This is a genomic window from Pseudomonas sp. 2822-15, from assembly GCF_002742515.1.
Lineage (GTDB): Bacteria > Pseudomonadota > Gammaproteobacteria > Pseudomonadales > Pseudomonadaceae > Aquipseudomonas > Aquipseudomonas salomonii.
The window spans coordinates 490238-505623 of the sequence record NZ_LJRY01000170.1 but is presented as its reverse complement, the minus strand read 5'-3'; the positions used below and the strand labels follow the sequence as shown (position 1 = coordinate 505623).

The following is a 15386-nucleotide window of genomic DNA, read 5'->3' as shown; positions in this document are numbered from 1 at the left end:
GGGGCTGGGGGTGTCACGTCAGGCTCTGTCATTTTTCCCTCGGGGGGTGTGATAAATGACGAGCCTATCCAACGGTGCTTACGCCGGGCGGTAGCTATGTAGGCTCTACGTGATTACGCTGGTAGACCGCCTCCCCCATCGCCGCAATCTGACCTTCGATCAATGCATCGAACGGCTTGAGCAATGCATCGAATGAAGCCGGGGCTTCGAGTACCTGCAACGCTTGCACGATCGCTTCAACCGTCGACAACGCGCCCGGGCCGGGTGCCTTGCGCAACCGATAACGCGAGACGCGTTCACCCGCCAGGGTCACGCGCGGCAAAGCCGCCAACAGCGGGTTGAGGTGCAGCAGTTTGCGCGCCTTGCGCCAAGTGCCGTCGGGCACCACCAGCAACAAAGGTTGATCGTCAGGCATATAGGCGTGCAATGGCTGCGCGTCGTCAGCCGGGAACAGCAGACGTGCCTGATAACCCGGCGGGCTCAGTAGCGTGGCCAGGTCGTCAAACACCTCGCCCACCACCAACTGCGCATTGTTCAAGCCCAGTGCAGCCAACCGCGCGGTATTGAGCGCGTGATTGACCTCACTCGGGTGCTGCAAGAGCAAGATGCGGGTGCGGCTGTCGAGGCTGGGGATCAGCGCACACAGACAGTGAGTAACCGGCCTGAGGCAGCGAGGGCATTGGGGTCTGGACATCGTTTATCAGGCCTGGTTGAGCTGGGCTTTGAGTAGATCGCGGAAAGTCTGGATCAGCGGTTCGCGGCTGCGGCCTCGGCGCATGATCATCGAGAACGGCGCCTGGTAGCCGAAGGTTGCCGGCAGCAAGACGCGCAGGTCGCCCTTGTCGGCCCAGGCCTGGGCGTAGTGCTCGGGCAGGTAACCGATGTAGGCGCCGGACAGCACCAGAATCAACTGAGCTTCCATACTTTCCACGGTGGCCGCACTGTGTTTGAAACCATGCCGCGCCAGCTCGGCCTGGCTCCAATAGCCTCGGCCGACCATGCGCTGCTGGGTGATCACCTGCTCGGGGATACGCCGTTCGTTGAACAAAGGGTGACGCGTGCTGCAATACAACCAATGCTGTTCACGGTACAGCGGCATGTAGACCAGCCCGCTCATGCGGTTGGAAAAGGCGCCGATGGCCAAATCCAGGCGGTTGTCCTGCACGCCCAGTTGCAGCTCGTAAGGGCTCATCACCGACAGATGCAGGTGCACGGCCGGGTGTTCGAGGCTGTAGGCACCGATCACTTCGGCGAACGGCAAGGCCTTGTCGCTGACGGTGGAGTCCAGCACGCCCAGCTTGAGCGTGCCGCGCAGTTCGCCTTTGAGGGCGGCGGCGTATTGCTCGAAGCCTTCGAGCTCACCTAAAAGACGCAAGGTTTCCTGATGGAACAGCTCGCCCTTGCTGGTCAGGCTGAAACCGCCCCGGCCGCGATGGCACAGCACCAGGCCCAAGGCCGATTCGAGTTGGCTCATGTAGGTGCTGATGGCCGACGTCGACAGGTTGAGTTCGTGCTGGGCATTGGCGAACCCCTGGTGCCGCACGACGCTGACGAAGATGCGCAGGAGTTTCAGGTCGGGCAAGGCGTTGGCCATTTGTTCTCCGCGGAACACAAAAATCCTGTGGGAGCTGGCTTGCCTGCGATAGCACCAGTGAATTCAACGCCGCCATCGCAGGCAAGCCAGCTCCCACATTTGTGGCCGAGTTTAACCCAAGCATTAGTTTAGAAAAATCTGAACTAAGTATTTGCCTCTGCCGATTCTTCCCGCCACGGGCTTTTCGCAGAATCGGCCACTAATAAACAAAACAACGATGAGGCACTCCCGTGGACAAGATTTTTCACCAACCACTGGGCGGCAACGAAATGCCGCGCTTCGCCGGCATCGCCACCATGATGCGACTTCCCCACCTGCAGACGGCCAAGGGCCTGGACGCCGCATTTGTCGGCGTTCCCCTGGATATCGGTACCTCGCTGCGCGCCGGCACCCGCTTCGGGCCGCGTGAAATCCGCGCCGAATCGGTGATGATCCGCCCTTACAACATGGCCACCGGCGCCGCACCGTTCGACTCACTGTCGGTTGCCGACATTGGCGACGTGGCGATCAACACCTTCAACCTGCTCGACGCCGTGCGCATCATCGAAGAAGCCTACGACGAGATCCTTGAGCACGACGTAATCCCCATGACCCTGGGCGGCGACCACACCATCACCCTGCCGATCCTGCGCGCTATCCACAAAAAACACGGCAAGGTCGGGCTGGTGCACATCGATGCCCACGCTGACGTCAACGACCATATGTTCGGTGAGAAAATCGCCCACGGCACCACCTTCCGCCGCGCCGTGGAGGAAGGCCTGCTCGATTGCGACCGCGTCGTGCAAATCGGCTTGCGCGCCCAGGGCTACACCGCCGAAGACTTCAACTGGAGCCGCAAACAGGGCTTCCGTGTGGTCCAGGCCGAAGAATGCTGGCACCACTCCCTCGCGCCGCTGATGGCCGAAGTGCGGGAAAAAGTCGGTGGCGGCCCGGTGTACCTGAGCTTTGATATCGACGGCATCGACCCGGCCTGGGCACCTGGCACCGGCACCCCGGAAATCGGCGGGCTGACCACCATCCAGGCGATCGAGATCATCCGTGGTTGCCAGGGCCTCGACCTGGTTGGTTGCGACCTGGTAGAAGTCTCGCCGCCGTACGACACCACCGGCAACACCTCGCTGCTCGGTGCCAACCTGTTGTACGAGATGCTCTGCGTACTGCCCGGCGTGGCGCACCGCTGATGAGCGCCCATGAGGTGTTGAAAGCCGCCGCCGATCTGGTGGCGGCCTTCGCCGCGAATGACCGCGAGGCTTACTTCGACGCGTTCAGCGCCGATGCCAGCTTCGTGTTCTACACCCTCCCCCAACCGCTGCTGAGCCGCGATGCCTACCAGGCGTTGTGGGACAGCTGGCGCGCGGACGAGGGGTTTGAGGTGCTGTCCTGCAGCTCAAGCAATGCCGTGGTCAGCCTGCAAGGTGACGTGGCGATTTTTATTCATGACGTGGCCACCGAGCTGCGCATGAACGGGGAGCAATTTTTTAGCCAGGAGCGCGAGACCATTGTCTTCAAACGGCAAGCGTCTCACCTAGAACAACAAGGCCTGTGGCTGGCCTGTCACGAACATTTGTCCGCTATGCCGGAAGGGCTGCCGCCCCCTTAGCCAATGTGATCGGAGCTGATCATGAATAATAAAAACAACGAAAGCAGTATTCGCAAAATAGAAACCAACGGGGTCGAACAGATCCCGGACCACGAACGCAGCGCCGGGCCCAAGGATCTGTTTCGCCTGATCTTCGGCGGTGCCAACACCTTTGCCACCGCCGTGCTGGGCTCGTTTCCGGTGCTGTTCGGCTTGTCGTTCCAGGCCGGTGTCTGGGCGATTGTGCTGGGGGTGCTGGTGGGCGCGCTGATCCTGGCGCCGATGGGCCTGTTCGGGCCGATCAACGGCACCAACAACGCCGTGTCTTCCGGTGCGCATTTTGGTGTGCACGGGCGGATTGTCGGCTCGTTTCTGTCGCTGCTGACGGCGATTGCCTTCTTCTCACTGTCGGTGTGGAGTTCGGGTGACGCGCTGGTGGGAGGTGCGAAACGTCTGATTGGCCTGCCTGAAACCGACCTGACCCTGGGCTTGGCTTATGGCCTGTTTGCCCTGCTGGTACTGACCGTGTGCATCTACGGCTTTCGCTTCATGCTGTGGGTCAACCGCATTGCGGTGTGGGCGGCGAGCCTGCTGTTCCTGCTGGGCATCTTCGCCTTCGCGCCAGCGTTCGACAGCCACTTCGCCGGCACCGTCGCCTTGGGCCAGGCTGGCTTCTGGGCGGCCTTCATCGGCTCGGCACTGGTGGCCATGAGCAACCCGATCTCCTTCGGGGCGTTTTTGGGAGACTGGTCGCGCTACATCCCGCGTGAAACGCCGAAAATGCGCATCATGCTGGCGGTGGTGCTGGCGCAGATCGCCACCTTGATTCCATTCCTGTTCGGCCTGGCCACCGCGACCATCGTGGCGATCAAGGCGCCGGACTACATCGCGGCCAACAACTATGTCGGCGGTTTGCTGGCCGTATCACCGAGCTGGTTCTTCCTGCCGGTGTGCCTGATCGCGGTGATCGGCGGCATGTCCACCGGCACCACCTCGCTGTATGGCACCGGGCTGGACATGTCCAGTGTGTTCCCGCGCTTGCTGTCGCGGGTCAAGGCCACGTTGCTGATCGGGGTAATGTCGATTGCCTTCATCTTTATCGGACGTTTCGCCGCCAACCTGGTGCAAAGCGTGTCGACCTTCGCTGTGCTGATCATCACCTGCACCACGCCGTGGATGGTGATGATGATCATCGGCCTGATCGTGCGCCGGGGCTTCTACTGCCCGGACGACTTGCAAGTGTTCACTCGCGGTGAAACCGGCGGGCGCTACTGGTTCAGCCACGGCTGGAACTGGCGCGGCCTGGGCGCCTGGATCCCGAGCGCAGTGGTGGGCCTGTGCTTCGTCAACCTGCCGGGGCAATTTGTCGGGCCGCTGGGCAACCTGGCCGATGGCATCGATATCAGCCTGCCAGTGACCCTGGGGCTGGCGTCGGTGGTGTACCTGAGCTTGCTTCGTGTGTTTCCGGAACCGGCCGCCGTCTACGGCCCGGCCGACCCTCGCAGCCGGCGCACGGATTCGCACGTTAACCCGGCGCTGCAACAAGCCGCCTGATCGCCCATAAAAACCATAATCGGAGACTCGCCGTCATGGCTTTGGATTTATTCGTCGTACTCATCTACGCCGCCGGCATGCTCGTGCTCGGCTATTACGGCATGCGTCGCGCCAAGACCCACGAAGACTATTTGGTGGCCGGCCGCAACCTTGGCCCGTCGCTGTACATGGGCACCATGGCCGCCACGGTATTGGGCGGTGCATCCACCGTCGGCACCGTGCGCCTGGGGTATGTGCATGGCATTTCCGGCTTCTGGCTGTGCGCCGCACTGGGCGCAGGGATCATCGCGCTGAACCTGTTCCTGGCCAAGCCGCTGCTCAAATTAAAGATTTTCACCGTCACCCAGGTGCTGGAAAAACGCTACAACCCCATGGCCCGCCAAGCGAGTGCGGTGATCATGCTGGCCTACGCGCTGATGATCGGCGTGACCTCGATCCTGGCTATCGGTACCGTGCTGCAAGTGCTGTTCGGCCTGCCGTTCTGGGTCTCGGTGCTGCTTGGCGGTGGCGTGGTGGTGGTGTATTCGACCATCGGCGGCATGTGGTCGCTGACCCTGACCGATATCGTGCAGTTCGTGATCAAGACCGTCGGCCTGATGTTTATCCTGCTGCCGATCTGCCTGTACCGCGTCGGCGGCTGGGATCAACTGGTGGCCAAGCTGCCAGCGTCGAATTTCAGCTTCACCGAAATCGGCTGGGACACGATCATCACCTACTTCATGATCTACTTCTTCGGCATCCTGATCGGCCAGGACATCTGGCAACGTGTGTTCACCGCCCGTGACGAAAAGGTCGCCCAATACGCAGGCACGTTCGCCGGTTTTTACTGCATCCTCTACGGCCTGGCCTGCGCCCTGATCGGCATGGCGGCGCACGTGCTGCTGCCGAACCTGGACAACGTCAACAACGCCTTCGCCGCCATCGTCAAAGCCTCGCTGCCAGACGGCATCCGTGGCCTGGTGATCGCCGCCGCACTGGCCGCGATGATGTCCACCGCCAGCGCCGGCCTGCTCGCCGCTTCCACCGTACTGACCGAAGACCTGCTGCCACGCCTGCGTGGCGGCAAGCAGTCGAGCCTGAGCATCAACCGTCTGTTTACGATGCTGACTGGTATCGCCGTGCTGGGTATCGCGCTGGTGGTCAACGACGTGATCAGCGCCCTGACCCTGGCCTACAACCTGTTGGTGGGCGGCATGCTGATCCCGCTGATGGGCGCGATTTTCTGGAAACGCGCCACCACCTCCGGCGCCATTGCTTCCATGACCTTGGGCTTTGTGACGGCGCTGGTGTTTATGTTCAAAGACGGCCTGGACGCGAACACACCGATCTACTACAGCCTGGCGGTTGGGCTGGTGAGTTTTGTGCTGGTGAGCTTGTTGTCGCGCCGGCCAGAGGCTTCGGTAGCTCGGGCCATTTGACAGGTAACGGAATTTAAAGCGGTTTCTTCAGCGGGCGCGACGTCGGATGTCGCGCCCGTTTTTTTATTCTTCAATTATCGGGCGCTTTCGCCTGAATGATTTCCTGGACCAGGGAGGCCCATAACAATCCCTGCGTGGTGCCCCCGGCATACGTTGCCCCGGCCACGATTTGGTTGTAGGCGGACCAGTGGACGATTGAGAGACCGTCTGCGGTGCCGGGCCTGGCGCATTCGATGATTTGCAAATCGCCTCTTTCGATTGCCCTGCGATAAGACACTGGAAAGTGCCGAGAAACAACGTCCAGGCATGCCGTCAATATCTGCGCCTTGCATTCCGGCGTCGAATCGGGAGGAACTTGCCCGCCAGAGACAAGAATGCAGCCCTCGTCCAGACGGCAATTCATGACGCCAATTGGCAGATCGTATTGCAGCTTGAGTCCATGCATTTCGGCACCTTCACCGCCGACAGCACGCAGCTTGAAAAACCAGCCGATGATTGCGATAGCTTCCGGTTCCTCTATGCCCATAGCCGTGACGACAAAGTGTTCTCTGCTCAGATCAGCAATTTGGACAGGGTTTAGGTACTCGGGTCGAAACTGAACCCCAGAGCGCTGCAACAGCGTTACTAACTCATCCATTAGCCGGGTAAATTCCAGCTCGTAGCCCGATACCTGAATAGCTCGACCGATCCCTGGAATTCCATAATTTGTCTGAAATTGACGTTGACTGATCTCGACAGCTTCACCTCCCCACTTGCCGCTTGGCCAGCACCTATGTTCGATAGCCTTTTGCTCGCGGATTGCGGCCTCTACATCACTGGCCTTATCACCGTAGGCGCGCACAATCCCTGGCCGCGCGAATTGCGCCAGCGAGGGGTTGTCGGCCAGGAGCTTTTCGAATAGCTCGATGCCTGCGCGATTGCACTCAACGGCTAAATGCTGATTAGCGGGCGTCAGATAAGCGTTGTGCAGCGGCTTTGCCGTCGTCTCGGTTGCTGACAGATGACGCATGTTCACAGGCTTATGACTGGCGCCATCACTAGACTGATTTCCTCCGTAAACCATAACTTCATAATTGGCCAGGCGGAACATCAGGGCTTGGAAAAGGCCGTTGACTCCTCGGCCGATGATCGATACGCGCGGCGCACCTGTATCTGCCTGCTCAGCGGGGATCGTCATCGAATGCGTCAATCTGCGGCTGACCACGCCGCGCAGGGCCATCAAGCTCAACTGAACAGAGACCGCGTAATCCAGGTCGCATTTGCAGGCTTCGGTGGTTGCCGCCTGGGTCGTCAGCGTCGCCGGTTTGCGCCACGTGCAGACATTGCAGCCGAGTGTTTGGGTGCGTATTCGAAACGCGTCCAGTGTCTTAGGGCCGTAGTCCAATACCAGCTGCATATCTTCAGCCGTTGCCAGGCTCTGCAAAGCGTCATCGCTGAAGACGTCCGGCTTGGCGACGCAGACGAGGCGAGCGTTTTTATGTAAACCCTGGATGAGAGACCGATCAATGCGATGAGCGGATTCATCGTTCAGGGACAGGCAAATGGCCACGGCATAAGCGTCATGCAATGCCCCGCGCCAGTCTGCGACAAATGACACTCTGGAATGGCACAGGGTGTTGCCGCTGCTATCCGGCGCTCGCCCTTGTCTGTTGATAACCTTGATCCGAACATCCGGATCTCGATCAAGTAACAACCGGACAAGTTCTTTTCCCACGTTGCCATATCCCATCACGCAAACATCGCGGGGCATGGAACCATCGGCCAGTGTCAACCAATAGGCGATATAGGCTGCGACATGCGCAGCATTGACCCCAGGCGTATTGACCACTCGTATATCGTTCAGCGCACACAGTTCAAGTGCCACCTTATCCAGACTCGTTCCCCTGCGGACTAAATGGAGGGTTCCAAATGGGTGGGATATGCGCCATTGGTCGATGACGTCCGCATCGATAATCTGGTCCCCGACAATGAGGGTTGAAGGCCGCAAAAGCCCTATCTGCATGAGCAGCGCTTGCTTGGTCAGTGTAGGTGGGAAAAATACGACGTTGGCGGGCGCATCAGCCTTCCAGCCTCTGGACACCGGGGCGATGTGCAGAACATTTCCGGTGGTGGCGATCAATGACGCGGCAACTGGGGGAACGCAAGAGAGCTTCATTGCTTGTCTCCAGGAACGCTGACTTACTTTTAATCCGAGGAAAGCTACGTGCTTGGTTGCAACCTAAGCGCATAATTTGGATTGAAATAAGCCAGCCGATTCTGAAGAACAGGTAGTCCGGTTCCGACACTTAGAGTTATGAGAGCTGTTGTCGCGAAAGAAACGTCGCATGTCGCGCCCGTTTTTTTACCTTGCACAAAACAACTGTGGGAGCGGGCTTGCCCGCGATAGCGGTGTGTCAGTCAAGTTTTTATCGACTGATACACCGCTATCGCGGGCAAGCCCACTCCCACATTCTAAACCTGTTGCTACCTGAGCTTAGCGGCGACGCGGACGACGCTGCTCGTCATCCGTGCGAATCGGAATAGGCTGCAGCGGCGGTTCAATCAGGCCCAGCGCAACGCCGAGGTCGTGGAGCCAGTTTTGAATTTTCTCTTTCATGGTTGCCCCCTTTGAGGGTAATGCGGCTAGGCGGGAGTTCTGTCGCCTTTTCCTACAGTGATAGTAGCTCTAAGTCTTACGTAATGCTTGAACGAAACCACAACGAACTATTACAGGATTGATCCGAATCCTGACGGATCGTTCAAGCAATCGCGCGCGTGTCTTGCAGGAAATCGGCCTTGCCCTCTTGTTGCAGATCGATCCATGCATTGAGGTTAGCGCCGAGCATGCCCTTGCGCCACATCAACCAGGTGGTGGCAGTGGCAAAAGGCCCGGTCAACGGATGAACGGACACGCTGTCCTTGCCTGGCAGGCTGTCGAGCATTGATTCTGACATCAATGCCACGCCGGAGCCGGCGATCACGCAGGCGAGCATGCCTTGGTAAGACTCAATCTCGATGGCACGCCCCATGGCCACACGCTCGTGGGAAAACCAGGTTTCCAGGCGCGCACGGTAGGCGCAGCTGCGTCGGAAGGTGAACACCGAACGGCCGGCGACATCCTGGGGGCCACGCACGGGCGGGTGATCCGCCTCGCAAATGATCACCAGGCGCTCTTCGCACAGGGGCACACCGTCCAGCGTCGCGATCGTTATCGGGCCATCCACGAAGGCCGCGTCCAGACGCCCGGTGATCAAGCCCTCTAGCAACTCGCCGCTGGGCGCCGATTGCACCTGGAGGTTCACCATCGGATACGCCTTGTGATAGCGCGCCAGCAACTTGGGCAAATGCACTGCGGCCGTGCTGTACATGCTGCCCAGCACAAAATCGCCCGCCGGTTGCCCTCCTTGCACCGCGCCGTGGGCTTCATCATGCAGCGCCAGCAGACGGGTGCTGTAGTCCAGCAGCACTTTGCCCGCAGGAGAAAGCTGCAAACGCTGGCGCTCGCGTACGAACAGCTCGACGCCCAGTTGCTCCTCCATTTGCTTGAGCCTGGTGGACAAGTTCGAGGGCACTCGATGCAGGCGCTCAGCCGCGCGGGTGATGGAGCCCTCTTCCGCCACGGCCTGGAAGATGCGCAATTGACTGAACTCCACACCTTTCTCCAAAACTGAACAAGTTACTCACTATTATTCATTTTTACAGAAAGTCAATCCACTTTAGCCTACAGGTCATTTGCTTCCCCGTAGGAAACCTGCACATGTCACCGCTGATTCGCTTAACCGCCAGCTTTATCGCCCTGATGATGGCCATGGGCATTGGGCGCTTCGCCCTCACCCCGCAGATGCCACATTTGCTCAGCGAGGGGCAGATTGACCTGACCGGCGCCGGCCTGATTGCGGCCGCCAACTACCTGGGCTATTTCGTCGGCGCGGTGGACTCGATCTTCGCCCGCAGCCATCACCACATAAAAGCGCGTTTGTATGGCGGGCTGTGGCTGTGCGTGCTGCTGACTCTGGGGTCATATTGGGCGCATGGGTTCTGGCCGCATTTACTGCTGCGCTTTGGCACTGGCGTGGCGAGCGCCTGGGCGCTGGTGATGATCACCAGTCTGAGCCAGCCGCTGGCGATTGCCGCCGGGCGTCCACGTTTGGGGGCCTTGGTGTTTGCCGGGCCGGGCTTGGGGATTCTGCTGACCGGGGTGCTGGCACTGGGCTCCAATCTGTTGGGTGAAGACTCTGCGACCTTGTGGCTGGTCTATGGCGTGGTGGCATTGGTGATGTTGCTGGCCATCCTGCCCTTTTTACCGAAGCCGACCGTGACGGTGGCCCATGCCACCCGCGCGGGCAGCAACGCCAGCATTGCACACCTGTGCTGGATCTACTTCTTGTATGGCCTGGGCTACATCATCCCCGCGACCTTCTTGTCGCAGATGGCCAGCGCGCAGTTCAAAGGCGCCTGGCAAGCCGACCTGTTCTGGCCGTGCTTTGGCCTGGCGGCGGCGCTGGGTGTAGTGGTGGCGAGCCTGCGGCGCAAGGACCCGAACACCACCCGCCGCTGGTTGATGACGACCTTGTGGCTGCAAGCGGCCGGCGTATTCGCCTGCCTGCTGGGCAATGGCTGGGGCCTGGCGCTGGGTGTGTTGCTGTGTGGTGCGCCGTTCCTGGCGTGCATGCAACTGGTGATGGCGCGTTTGCGCGAGGTGGCGCCCCACGGCTACCAGCGCAGCACTGGGCTGCTCACCGCCAGTTTTGCTATCGGCCAATTGTGCGGCCCATTACTGGCCTCGGTGAGCAGCCACGTGAGCGGCGGCCTGCAACCGGCCTTGATCTTTGCCGGTTGCGGCTTGGTGGTGGCAGGTACGGTGTTGGTCAACCGGCAACCAGCGACCTTGGCGCACGAACCTGTCCACGCCGTGCCAGCACCAGGAAAAACAGCCCTCCCAGGAAACACCCGGTGAACCAGGCGAAATTGGCCATGCCCTGCAACGCGGGCGTGAAGGTGATCGCGACGCCCACCAGCGTCGCCGGCACCAAGGCTTTGACGGCTGTCCAGTTCACGCCGCCGTCGAAGTAATAAAGGCCGCTCGGGCTGTCGTCGAACAGGGCATCCACGTCGATTTTCTGCTTCTTGATCAGGTAGAAATCCACGATCAAAATCCCGAACAGCGGCCCGATAAACGCGGCGAGGATATCCAGGGTGTAGTGGATCATCAGCGGGTTGTTGAACAGGTTCCACGGCGTGATAAAGATCGAGGCCACGGCCGCGATCATGCCACCCGCGCGCCAACTGATCTTGCTCGGCGCGACGTTGGCGAAATCAAACGCTGGTGACACGAAGTTGGCGACAATGTTGATGCCGATTGTGGCGGTCACGAAGGCAAAGGCGCCGAGCAGCACGGCCATGCTGTTGTCGATGCGCGAAACCGTGGCGATGGGGTCATGCAACATTTCGCCAAACACCGGCAAGGTGCCCGACACGATGACGACGGTCACCAGCGAGAACGCCAGGAAGTTAACCGGCAGCCCCCAGAAATTGCCACGTCGCACGTCGTGCATGCTGCGGCAATAGCGGCTGAAATCACCGAAATTGAGCGTAGGCCCGGAGAAGTAAGACACCACCAGCGCCGTCGCCACAATCACTTGGCCAAACGCCTGCCAGCCTGACAGGGATTTTTCCGCCAGGGTGAAACTGATATTCGACCAACCTGCCTTCCACACAATCCAGCCGGCCAGGGCAAACATCACCGCATAGACCACTGGCCCCGCCCAGTCGATAAAACGGCGGATGGATTCCATGCCCGCCCAGAATACGGCTGCCTGCAACGCCCATAAGCTGAGGAAACCAAACCAGCCCAGGTAAGACAGGCCCGCAAAGTGCGGCTCTGCATACACCGCCATCTGTGGAAAAAAGCGCAGCACTACGATAATCAAGGCACTCGACGCCAGATACGTCTGGATGCCGTACCAGGCCACGGCGATCAAACCACGAATCACCGCCGGAATATTCGCACCAAACACACCAAATGCCAGCCGGCAGATGACCGGATATGGCACCGCCGCTTGCTGGCTCGGCTTGGCCACCAAGTTGGCAATCAACTGCACGATGCAAATGCCGGCGAGCAAGGCGATCAACACCTGCCAACTGGCCAGCCCGAGGGCAAACAGGCTGGCGGCGAACACGTAGCCGCCGACGCTGTGCACGTCGCTCATCCAAAAGGCGAAAATGTTGTACCAGGTCCACTTTTGCGGCAGCGGCCCGAGGTCCTGGTTGTACAGGCGTGGGCTGTAGCCTTTGGGCAATTGTTCGGTCATCGCTTGGCTCCTCGAAATACCGGCCTGCGCTGCCGTAACGGTGTGCATACGGGAGGCGGCATGGTTTGTATACGAGGCATTCAGCAGAATGCGTGCCAATGGCACACAATCTCTCTAAAACGGTGTTGCAAAGGGGTTTATGAGGGCCTATAGGCGGGGGTTGTGCTCAGCAACGGTGCAGGTTAATCCTGTACACAATCAACGCTGCACCCGATGTGCACACAGATAGCCGACACTGCAGCAGACCGCCGTCAGGAAGGTGCCCCAGGCCATGTCCATCAGTGCCAACCCGGCTGACCAGCCTTGCAGCGTGGCCCAGTTGCTCAGGTCATAGGTGCCGTAGGCCACCAGGCCGAGCAGAGCGCCAAGGCGTGCTGCTCGTTGCCAACTGCCGCTTTGCAGGACCACGAACACCACGCAACCGAGGGCATACAGCAGATAAAACAGCACGGCGGGCAGCCAGCGGGGCTGATCAAGCATCAGCGCGCCGAGCAGGGATTTGTAGGTCGGGCCCATGAAAACGCCGAGCCAGAGGCCGTCGAGCACCAGAAACGCGAGTAAGGTGCCGAGGTAAGCGAAGCATAGTTTGCGGGTCATGGTTGCAGCCTCTGTAGGCGCCGAGCGGCACCTACAGAAGAACAAAACGCGATCAGCTTAGTTCAATGCGATCGGCATGAATCACAATCTGGCCCTGCTTGTAGAGCGCACCAATGGCCTTCTTGAAGTTGCCTTTGCTGACACCGAACAAATTACTGATCACCGCCGGGTCGCTCTTGTCGCTGACCGGCAGGCTGCCGTTGTTTTCACGCAACTTGGCGAGGATCTTCGAGTTGAGGCTGGAGGCCGCTTCCTGGCCGACCGGCTGCAGGCTCAGGCTGATGTTGCCATCGGCGCGGATCTCTTTGATAAAACCTTTCTCTTCCTTGCCCGGGCGCAGGAACTTGAACACTTCGTTCTTGTGGATCAGGCCCCAGTGCTTGTTGTTGATGATCGCCTTGAAGCCCATGTCGGTGGCTTCGGCCACCAGCAAGTCGACTTCCTGGCCCACCTGGTAGTTGGCAGGCGTCTTATCCAGGTAGCGGTCAAGTCGCGCAGTGGCGGTGATGCGTTTGGTGTGCTTGTCGAGGTAGACGTGCACCACGCAGTATTCACCGGCGGTCAACTGGCGTTTCTCTTCCGAATACGGCAGCAACAGGTCTTTTGGCAAACCCCAGTCGAGGAAGACGCCGATGCTGTTGACTTCGACGACTTTCAAACTGGCGAATTCGCCGACTTGAACTTTCGGTTTTTCAGTCGTCGCGATAAGTTTGTCATCGCTGTCCAGGTAAATGAAAACGTTAAGCCAGTCTTCATCTTCACTGGGAATATCCTTGGGGATATACCGATTAGGCAAGAGGATTTCGCCATCTTGCGCACCATCCAGGTACAAACCAAAGTTAGTGTGTTTAACCACTTGCAAGCTGTTGTAGCGCCCGACTAAAGCCATTTCCAGATACCTTCGTTACGTGGGCGGCATTCTACCCGAGTTGCGGCCGCCACGCGCGTGCGCCTGAAAAATCGCGGGCCAGCGTGGCCGGGTAATGGCACCGCCCCGCTCGTCTGATCAATCGATCGAATTTTGCCGGTGGCCAGCCGCCGAACAAACCCTGTGGTTTCGAGTTAAAACAGTAAGTTAGCGGTTTATTTAAAGGTCAAACTTTGGCCGATTACAGCGGCTCGCGTAATTCCCAGGGGATATTTGCCAAGCAATTGTCAAGTATTTCCTGTACGATGCCTGGCCAAGTTAATTTTCTACAGGTTAGTGGCCGCCATGCGCGTAAAAGCATCCAATAGCAAAGCAAAGCCAGCTCCCGCCGTTGAAACCAGCGAATCGATCAACAGCCAAATTGCTGCTTTCCTCAAGTCCGGCGGTGAAATCCAGCAAATTGCCAAGGGCGTGAGCGGCCAGACTTTCGGCCCGTCCAAGCAGATCAGCCTGGGCAAAAAGTAATACCCGCGCGTCGCATCTAGCTCCTAAGCGTCTTGCCTTTCAAGGCGCCAGGACTAGAGTCTGAAACACCCTTCTGCTACATCTCCTGATACGCCAATCGACGAACGGGGCTCACCGCGAGGCATTCGCCGGTATGCTTGCACCCGTCTAGCACGGGCATCTGTCCGATTTTTCCGTAACTGCTCCTCGCTTTTCATGGAGTGAAGCATGCTCAAGCCCTGCTTGTTTCTCATCGCTGCCCTTGCGGCAAGCCCCCTCGCACACGCGCAGATTTTTCAGCGTGAACTGGGTGATTTCGACCTCAAATTGGGCACCACGCCCAGCCGCAGCATGGCCCAGGGCTTGGTCAAGCCCACCTCGCCGGGCAGCGATTCCTTCCACGGCGGCCTGGACCTGAGCCACGACAGCGGCCTGTATTTCGGCCAGTTTTCGCCCAATATGGGCCTGTCCTCAGCCAACAACCTCGAACTTGACTCCTACATGGGCTTCAAGCGCCCCTTCGACCAGACCCTGGGCTACGAAGTGGGCATGATCCACTACAGCTACCCCAAGCTCAGCCCGCTCGACAGCCAGGAGTTCTACGGCGGCCTGAACCTGCTGGGCAATCGTTTCGGTGTGTCCTTCAGCAACGACCCGGATCGCCAGGACAGCACGCTGTTTGCCGACCTCGGCGGTACGCAGCCGTTCGGCATCGGCGTCAGCATGAAATACACCACCCACCAACTCGGCACGCCGGCGGCGGTAGAAGGCGGTACCATCAGCAGCTTCAGCGACTGGTCGGTGCAGTTCTCCCGCGCCTGGAAAGGCGTGGACCTGGACCTGATCTACAGCGGTTCCAGCCTCAGTGGCGGCGACTGCTCGGCCTACTCCGGACACAATTCGCAATGCGACGGCCTGTTGACCTTGAAGGCCGCACGGTCGTTTTATTGATGGGCTGAACTGTCGCGCCCCGCGCAGGTTC

Annotated in this window: 15 protein-coding genes; 7 read left to right on the top strand and 8 right to left on the bottom strand. The window is 59.5% G+C overall.

Annotated elements, in window-relative coordinates:
* Positions 1 to 94: 94 nt before the first annotated feature.
* A complete protein-coding gene (locus AOA59_RS08345; RefSeq protein ID WP_099486807.1) occupies positions 95 to 694 on the bottom strand; it encodes a tRNA-uridine aminocarboxypropyltransferase in 600 nt (199 codons plus the stop codon).
* A gap of 6 nt (positions 695 to 700) precedes the next feature.
* Positions 701 to 1594: a LysR family transcriptional regulator gene (locus AOA59_RS08340; RefSeq protein ID WP_024076785.1), complete on the bottom strand. Its 894-nt coding sequence runs from the start codon at positions 1592 to 1594 to the stop codon at positions 701 to 703.
* A 230-nt stretch (positions 1595 to 1824) separates the two neighbouring features.
* Between AOA59_RS08340 and speB the strand changes: the two genes are divergently transcribed.
* From speB to AOA59_RS08320, 4 genes are read left to right on the top strand one after another with little or no spacing between them, the layout of a single operon-like run.
* Positions 1825 to 2775 (top strand): agmatinase, encoded by a 951-nt coding sequence (gene speB / locus AOA59_RS08335; RefSeq protein WP_056861477.1) that lies wholly within the window; start codon positions 1825 to 1827, stop codon positions 2773 to 2775.
* The gene (locus tag AOA59_RS08330; protein WP_099486805.1) at positions 2775 to 3194 is read left to right on the top strand and encodes a nuclear transport factor 2 family protein; all 420 of its coding nucleotides are present in this window, start codon (positions 2775 to 2777) and stop codon (positions 3192 to 3194) included. Before speB ends, AOA59_RS08330 begins: the two co-directional genes overlap by 1 nt.
* Positions 3195 to 3215: 21 nt before the next feature.
* Positions 3216 to 4727, top strand: a complete 1512-nt coding sequence (locus AOA59_RS08325) for a cytosine permease (protein ID WP_099486803.1) — start codon at positions 3216 to 3218, stop codon at positions 4725 to 4727.
* A 35-nt stretch (positions 4728 to 4762) separates the two neighbouring features.
* A complete protein-coding gene (locus AOA59_RS08320) occupies positions 4763 to 6145 on the top strand; it encodes a sodium:solute symporter (protein ID WP_017134863.1) in 1383 nt (460 codons plus the stop codon).
* A gap of 70 nt (positions 6146 to 6215) precedes the next feature.
* On the opposite strand, the gene AOA59_RS08315 is transcribed toward AOA59_RS08320, so the two are convergent.
* The 3 genes from AOA59_RS08315 to AOA59_RS08310 form a co-directional block, all read right to left on the bottom strand.
* A complete protein-coding gene (locus tag AOA59_RS08315) occupies positions 6216 to 8300 on the bottom strand; it encodes an FAD-dependent oxidoreductase (RefSeq protein WP_099486801.1) in 2085 nt (694 codons plus the stop codon).
* A 318-nt stretch (positions 8301 to 8618) separates the two neighbouring features.
* On the bottom strand, positions 8619 to 8741 hold the full coding sequence (locus AOA59_RS33110) for a PA1414 family protein (protein WP_017134862.1): 123 nt from the start codon (positions 8739 to 8741) through the stop codon (positions 8619 to 8621).
* Between the two features lie 142 nt (positions 8742 to 8883).
* Positions 8884 to 9777, bottom strand: coding sequence for a LysR family transcriptional regulator (locus AOA59_RS08310; protein WP_056861481.1), 894 nt, complete (start codon positions 9775 to 9777; stop codon positions 8884 to 8886).
* Between the two features lie 104 nt (positions 9778 to 9881).
* Here AOA59_RS08310 and AOA59_RS08305 point away from each other — a divergent pair, with 104 nt between their 5' ends.
* Complete coding sequence (locus AOA59_RS08305) at positions 9882 to 11081, top strand: MFS transporter (RefSeq protein ID WP_099486799.1); 1200 nt, start codon at positions 9882 to 9884, stop codon at positions 11079 to 11081.
* Here AOA59_RS08305 and AOA59_RS08300 read toward each other — a convergent pair.
* The 3 genes from AOA59_RS08300 to AOA59_RS08290 form a co-directional block, all read right to left on the bottom strand.
* On the bottom strand, positions 10993 to 12435 hold the full coding sequence (locus AOA59_RS08300; protein WP_099486797.1) for an NCS1 family nucleobase:cation symporter-1: 1443 nt from the start codon (positions 12433 to 12435) through the stop codon (positions 10993 to 10995). The two genes, AOA59_RS08305 and AOA59_RS08300, sit on opposite strands and share 89 nt — an antisense overlap.
* A gap of 198 nt (positions 12436 to 12633) precedes the next feature.
* Entirely contained in the window at positions 12634 to 13032 is a 399-nt protein-coding gene (locus tag AOA59_RS08295; RefSeq protein ID WP_058422121.1) for a DUF2177 family protein, read from the bottom strand.
* Between the two features lie 52 nt (positions 13033 to 13084).
* On the bottom strand, positions 13085 to 13921 hold the full coding sequence (locus AOA59_RS08290; RefSeq protein WP_028617391.1) for a S1 RNA-binding domain-containing protein: 837 nt from the start codon (positions 13919 to 13921) through the stop codon (positions 13085 to 13087).
* A 324-nt stretch (positions 13922 to 14245) separates the two neighbouring features.
* Here AOA59_RS08290 and AOA59_RS08285 point away from each other — a divergent pair, with 324 nt between their 5' ends.
* Both AOA59_RS08285 and AOA59_RS08280 read left to right on the top strand, forming a co-directional pair.
* Positions 14246 to 14425 (top strand): hypothetical protein, encoded by a 180-nt coding sequence (locus AOA59_RS08285; protein ID WP_003193095.1) that lies wholly within the window; start codon positions 14246 to 14248, stop codon positions 14423 to 14425.
* 207 nt (positions 14426 to 14632) lie between these two features.
* A complete protein-coding gene (locus AOA59_RS08280; RefSeq protein WP_065929806.1) occupies positions 14633 to 15355 on the top strand; it encodes a TorF family putative porin in 723 nt (240 codons plus the stop codon).
* The last annotated feature ends 31 nt before the right edge of the window (positions 15356 to 15386 follow it).

What these genes read in the sequence shown, in the direction of transcription:
- AOA59_RS08280 (WP_065929806.1), top strand. Translation starts at nt 14,633, where the DNA reads ATGCTCAAGCCCTGCTTGTTTCTCATCGCTGCCCTTGCGGCAAGCCCC.
- AOA59_RS08300 (WP_099486797.1), bottom strand. Translation starts at nt 12,435, where the DNA reads ATGACCGAACAATTGCCCAAAGGCTACAGCCCACGCCTGTACAACCAG.
- AOA59_RS08290 (WP_028617391.1), bottom strand. Translation starts at nt 13,921, where the DNA reads ATGGCTTTAGTCGGGCGCTACAACAGCTTGCAAGTGGTTAAACACACT.
- AOA59_RS08325 (WP_099486803.1), top strand. Translation starts at nt 3,216, where the DNA reads ATGAATAATAAAAACAACGAAAGCAGTATTCGCAAAATAGAAACCAAC.
- AOA59_RS08295 (WP_058422121.1), bottom strand. Translation starts at nt 13,032, where the DNA reads ATGACCCGCAAACTATGCTTCGCTTACCTCGGCACCTTACTCGCGTTT.
- AOA59_RS08315 (WP_099486801.1), bottom strand. Translation starts at nt 8,300, where the DNA reads ATGAAGCTCTCTTGCGTTCCCCCAGTTGCCGCGTCATTGATCGCCACC.
- AOA59_RS08340 (WP_024076785.1), bottom strand. Translation starts at nt 1,594, where the DNA reads ATGGCCAACGCCTTGCCCGACCTGAAACTCCTGCGCATCTTCGTCAGC.
- AOA59_RS08305 (WP_099486799.1), top strand. Translation starts at nt 9,882, where the DNA reads ATGTCACCGCTGATTCGCTTAACCGCCAGCTTTATCGCCCTGATGATG.
- AOA59_RS08345 (WP_099486807.1), bottom strand. Translation starts at nt 694, where the DNA reads ATGTCCAGACCCCAATGCCCTCGCTGCCTCAGGCCGGTTACTCACTGT.
- AOA59_RS08330 (WP_099486805.1), top strand. Translation starts at nt 2,775, where the DNA reads ATGAGCGCCCATGAGGTGTTGAAAGCCGCCGCCGATCTGGTGGCGGCC.
- AOA59_RS08285 (WP_003193095.1), top strand. Translation starts at nt 14,246, where the DNA reads ATGCGCGTAAAAGCATCCAATAGCAAAGCAAAGCCAGCTCCCGCCGTT.
- AOA59_RS33110 (WP_017134862.1), bottom strand. Translation starts at nt 8,741, where the DNA reads ATGAAAGAGAAAATTCAAAACTGGCTCCACGACCTCGGCGTTGCGCTG.
- AOA59_RS08320 (WP_017134863.1), top strand. Translation starts at nt 4,763, where the DNA reads ATGGCTTTGGATTTATTCGTCGTACTCATCTACGCCGCCGGCATGCTC.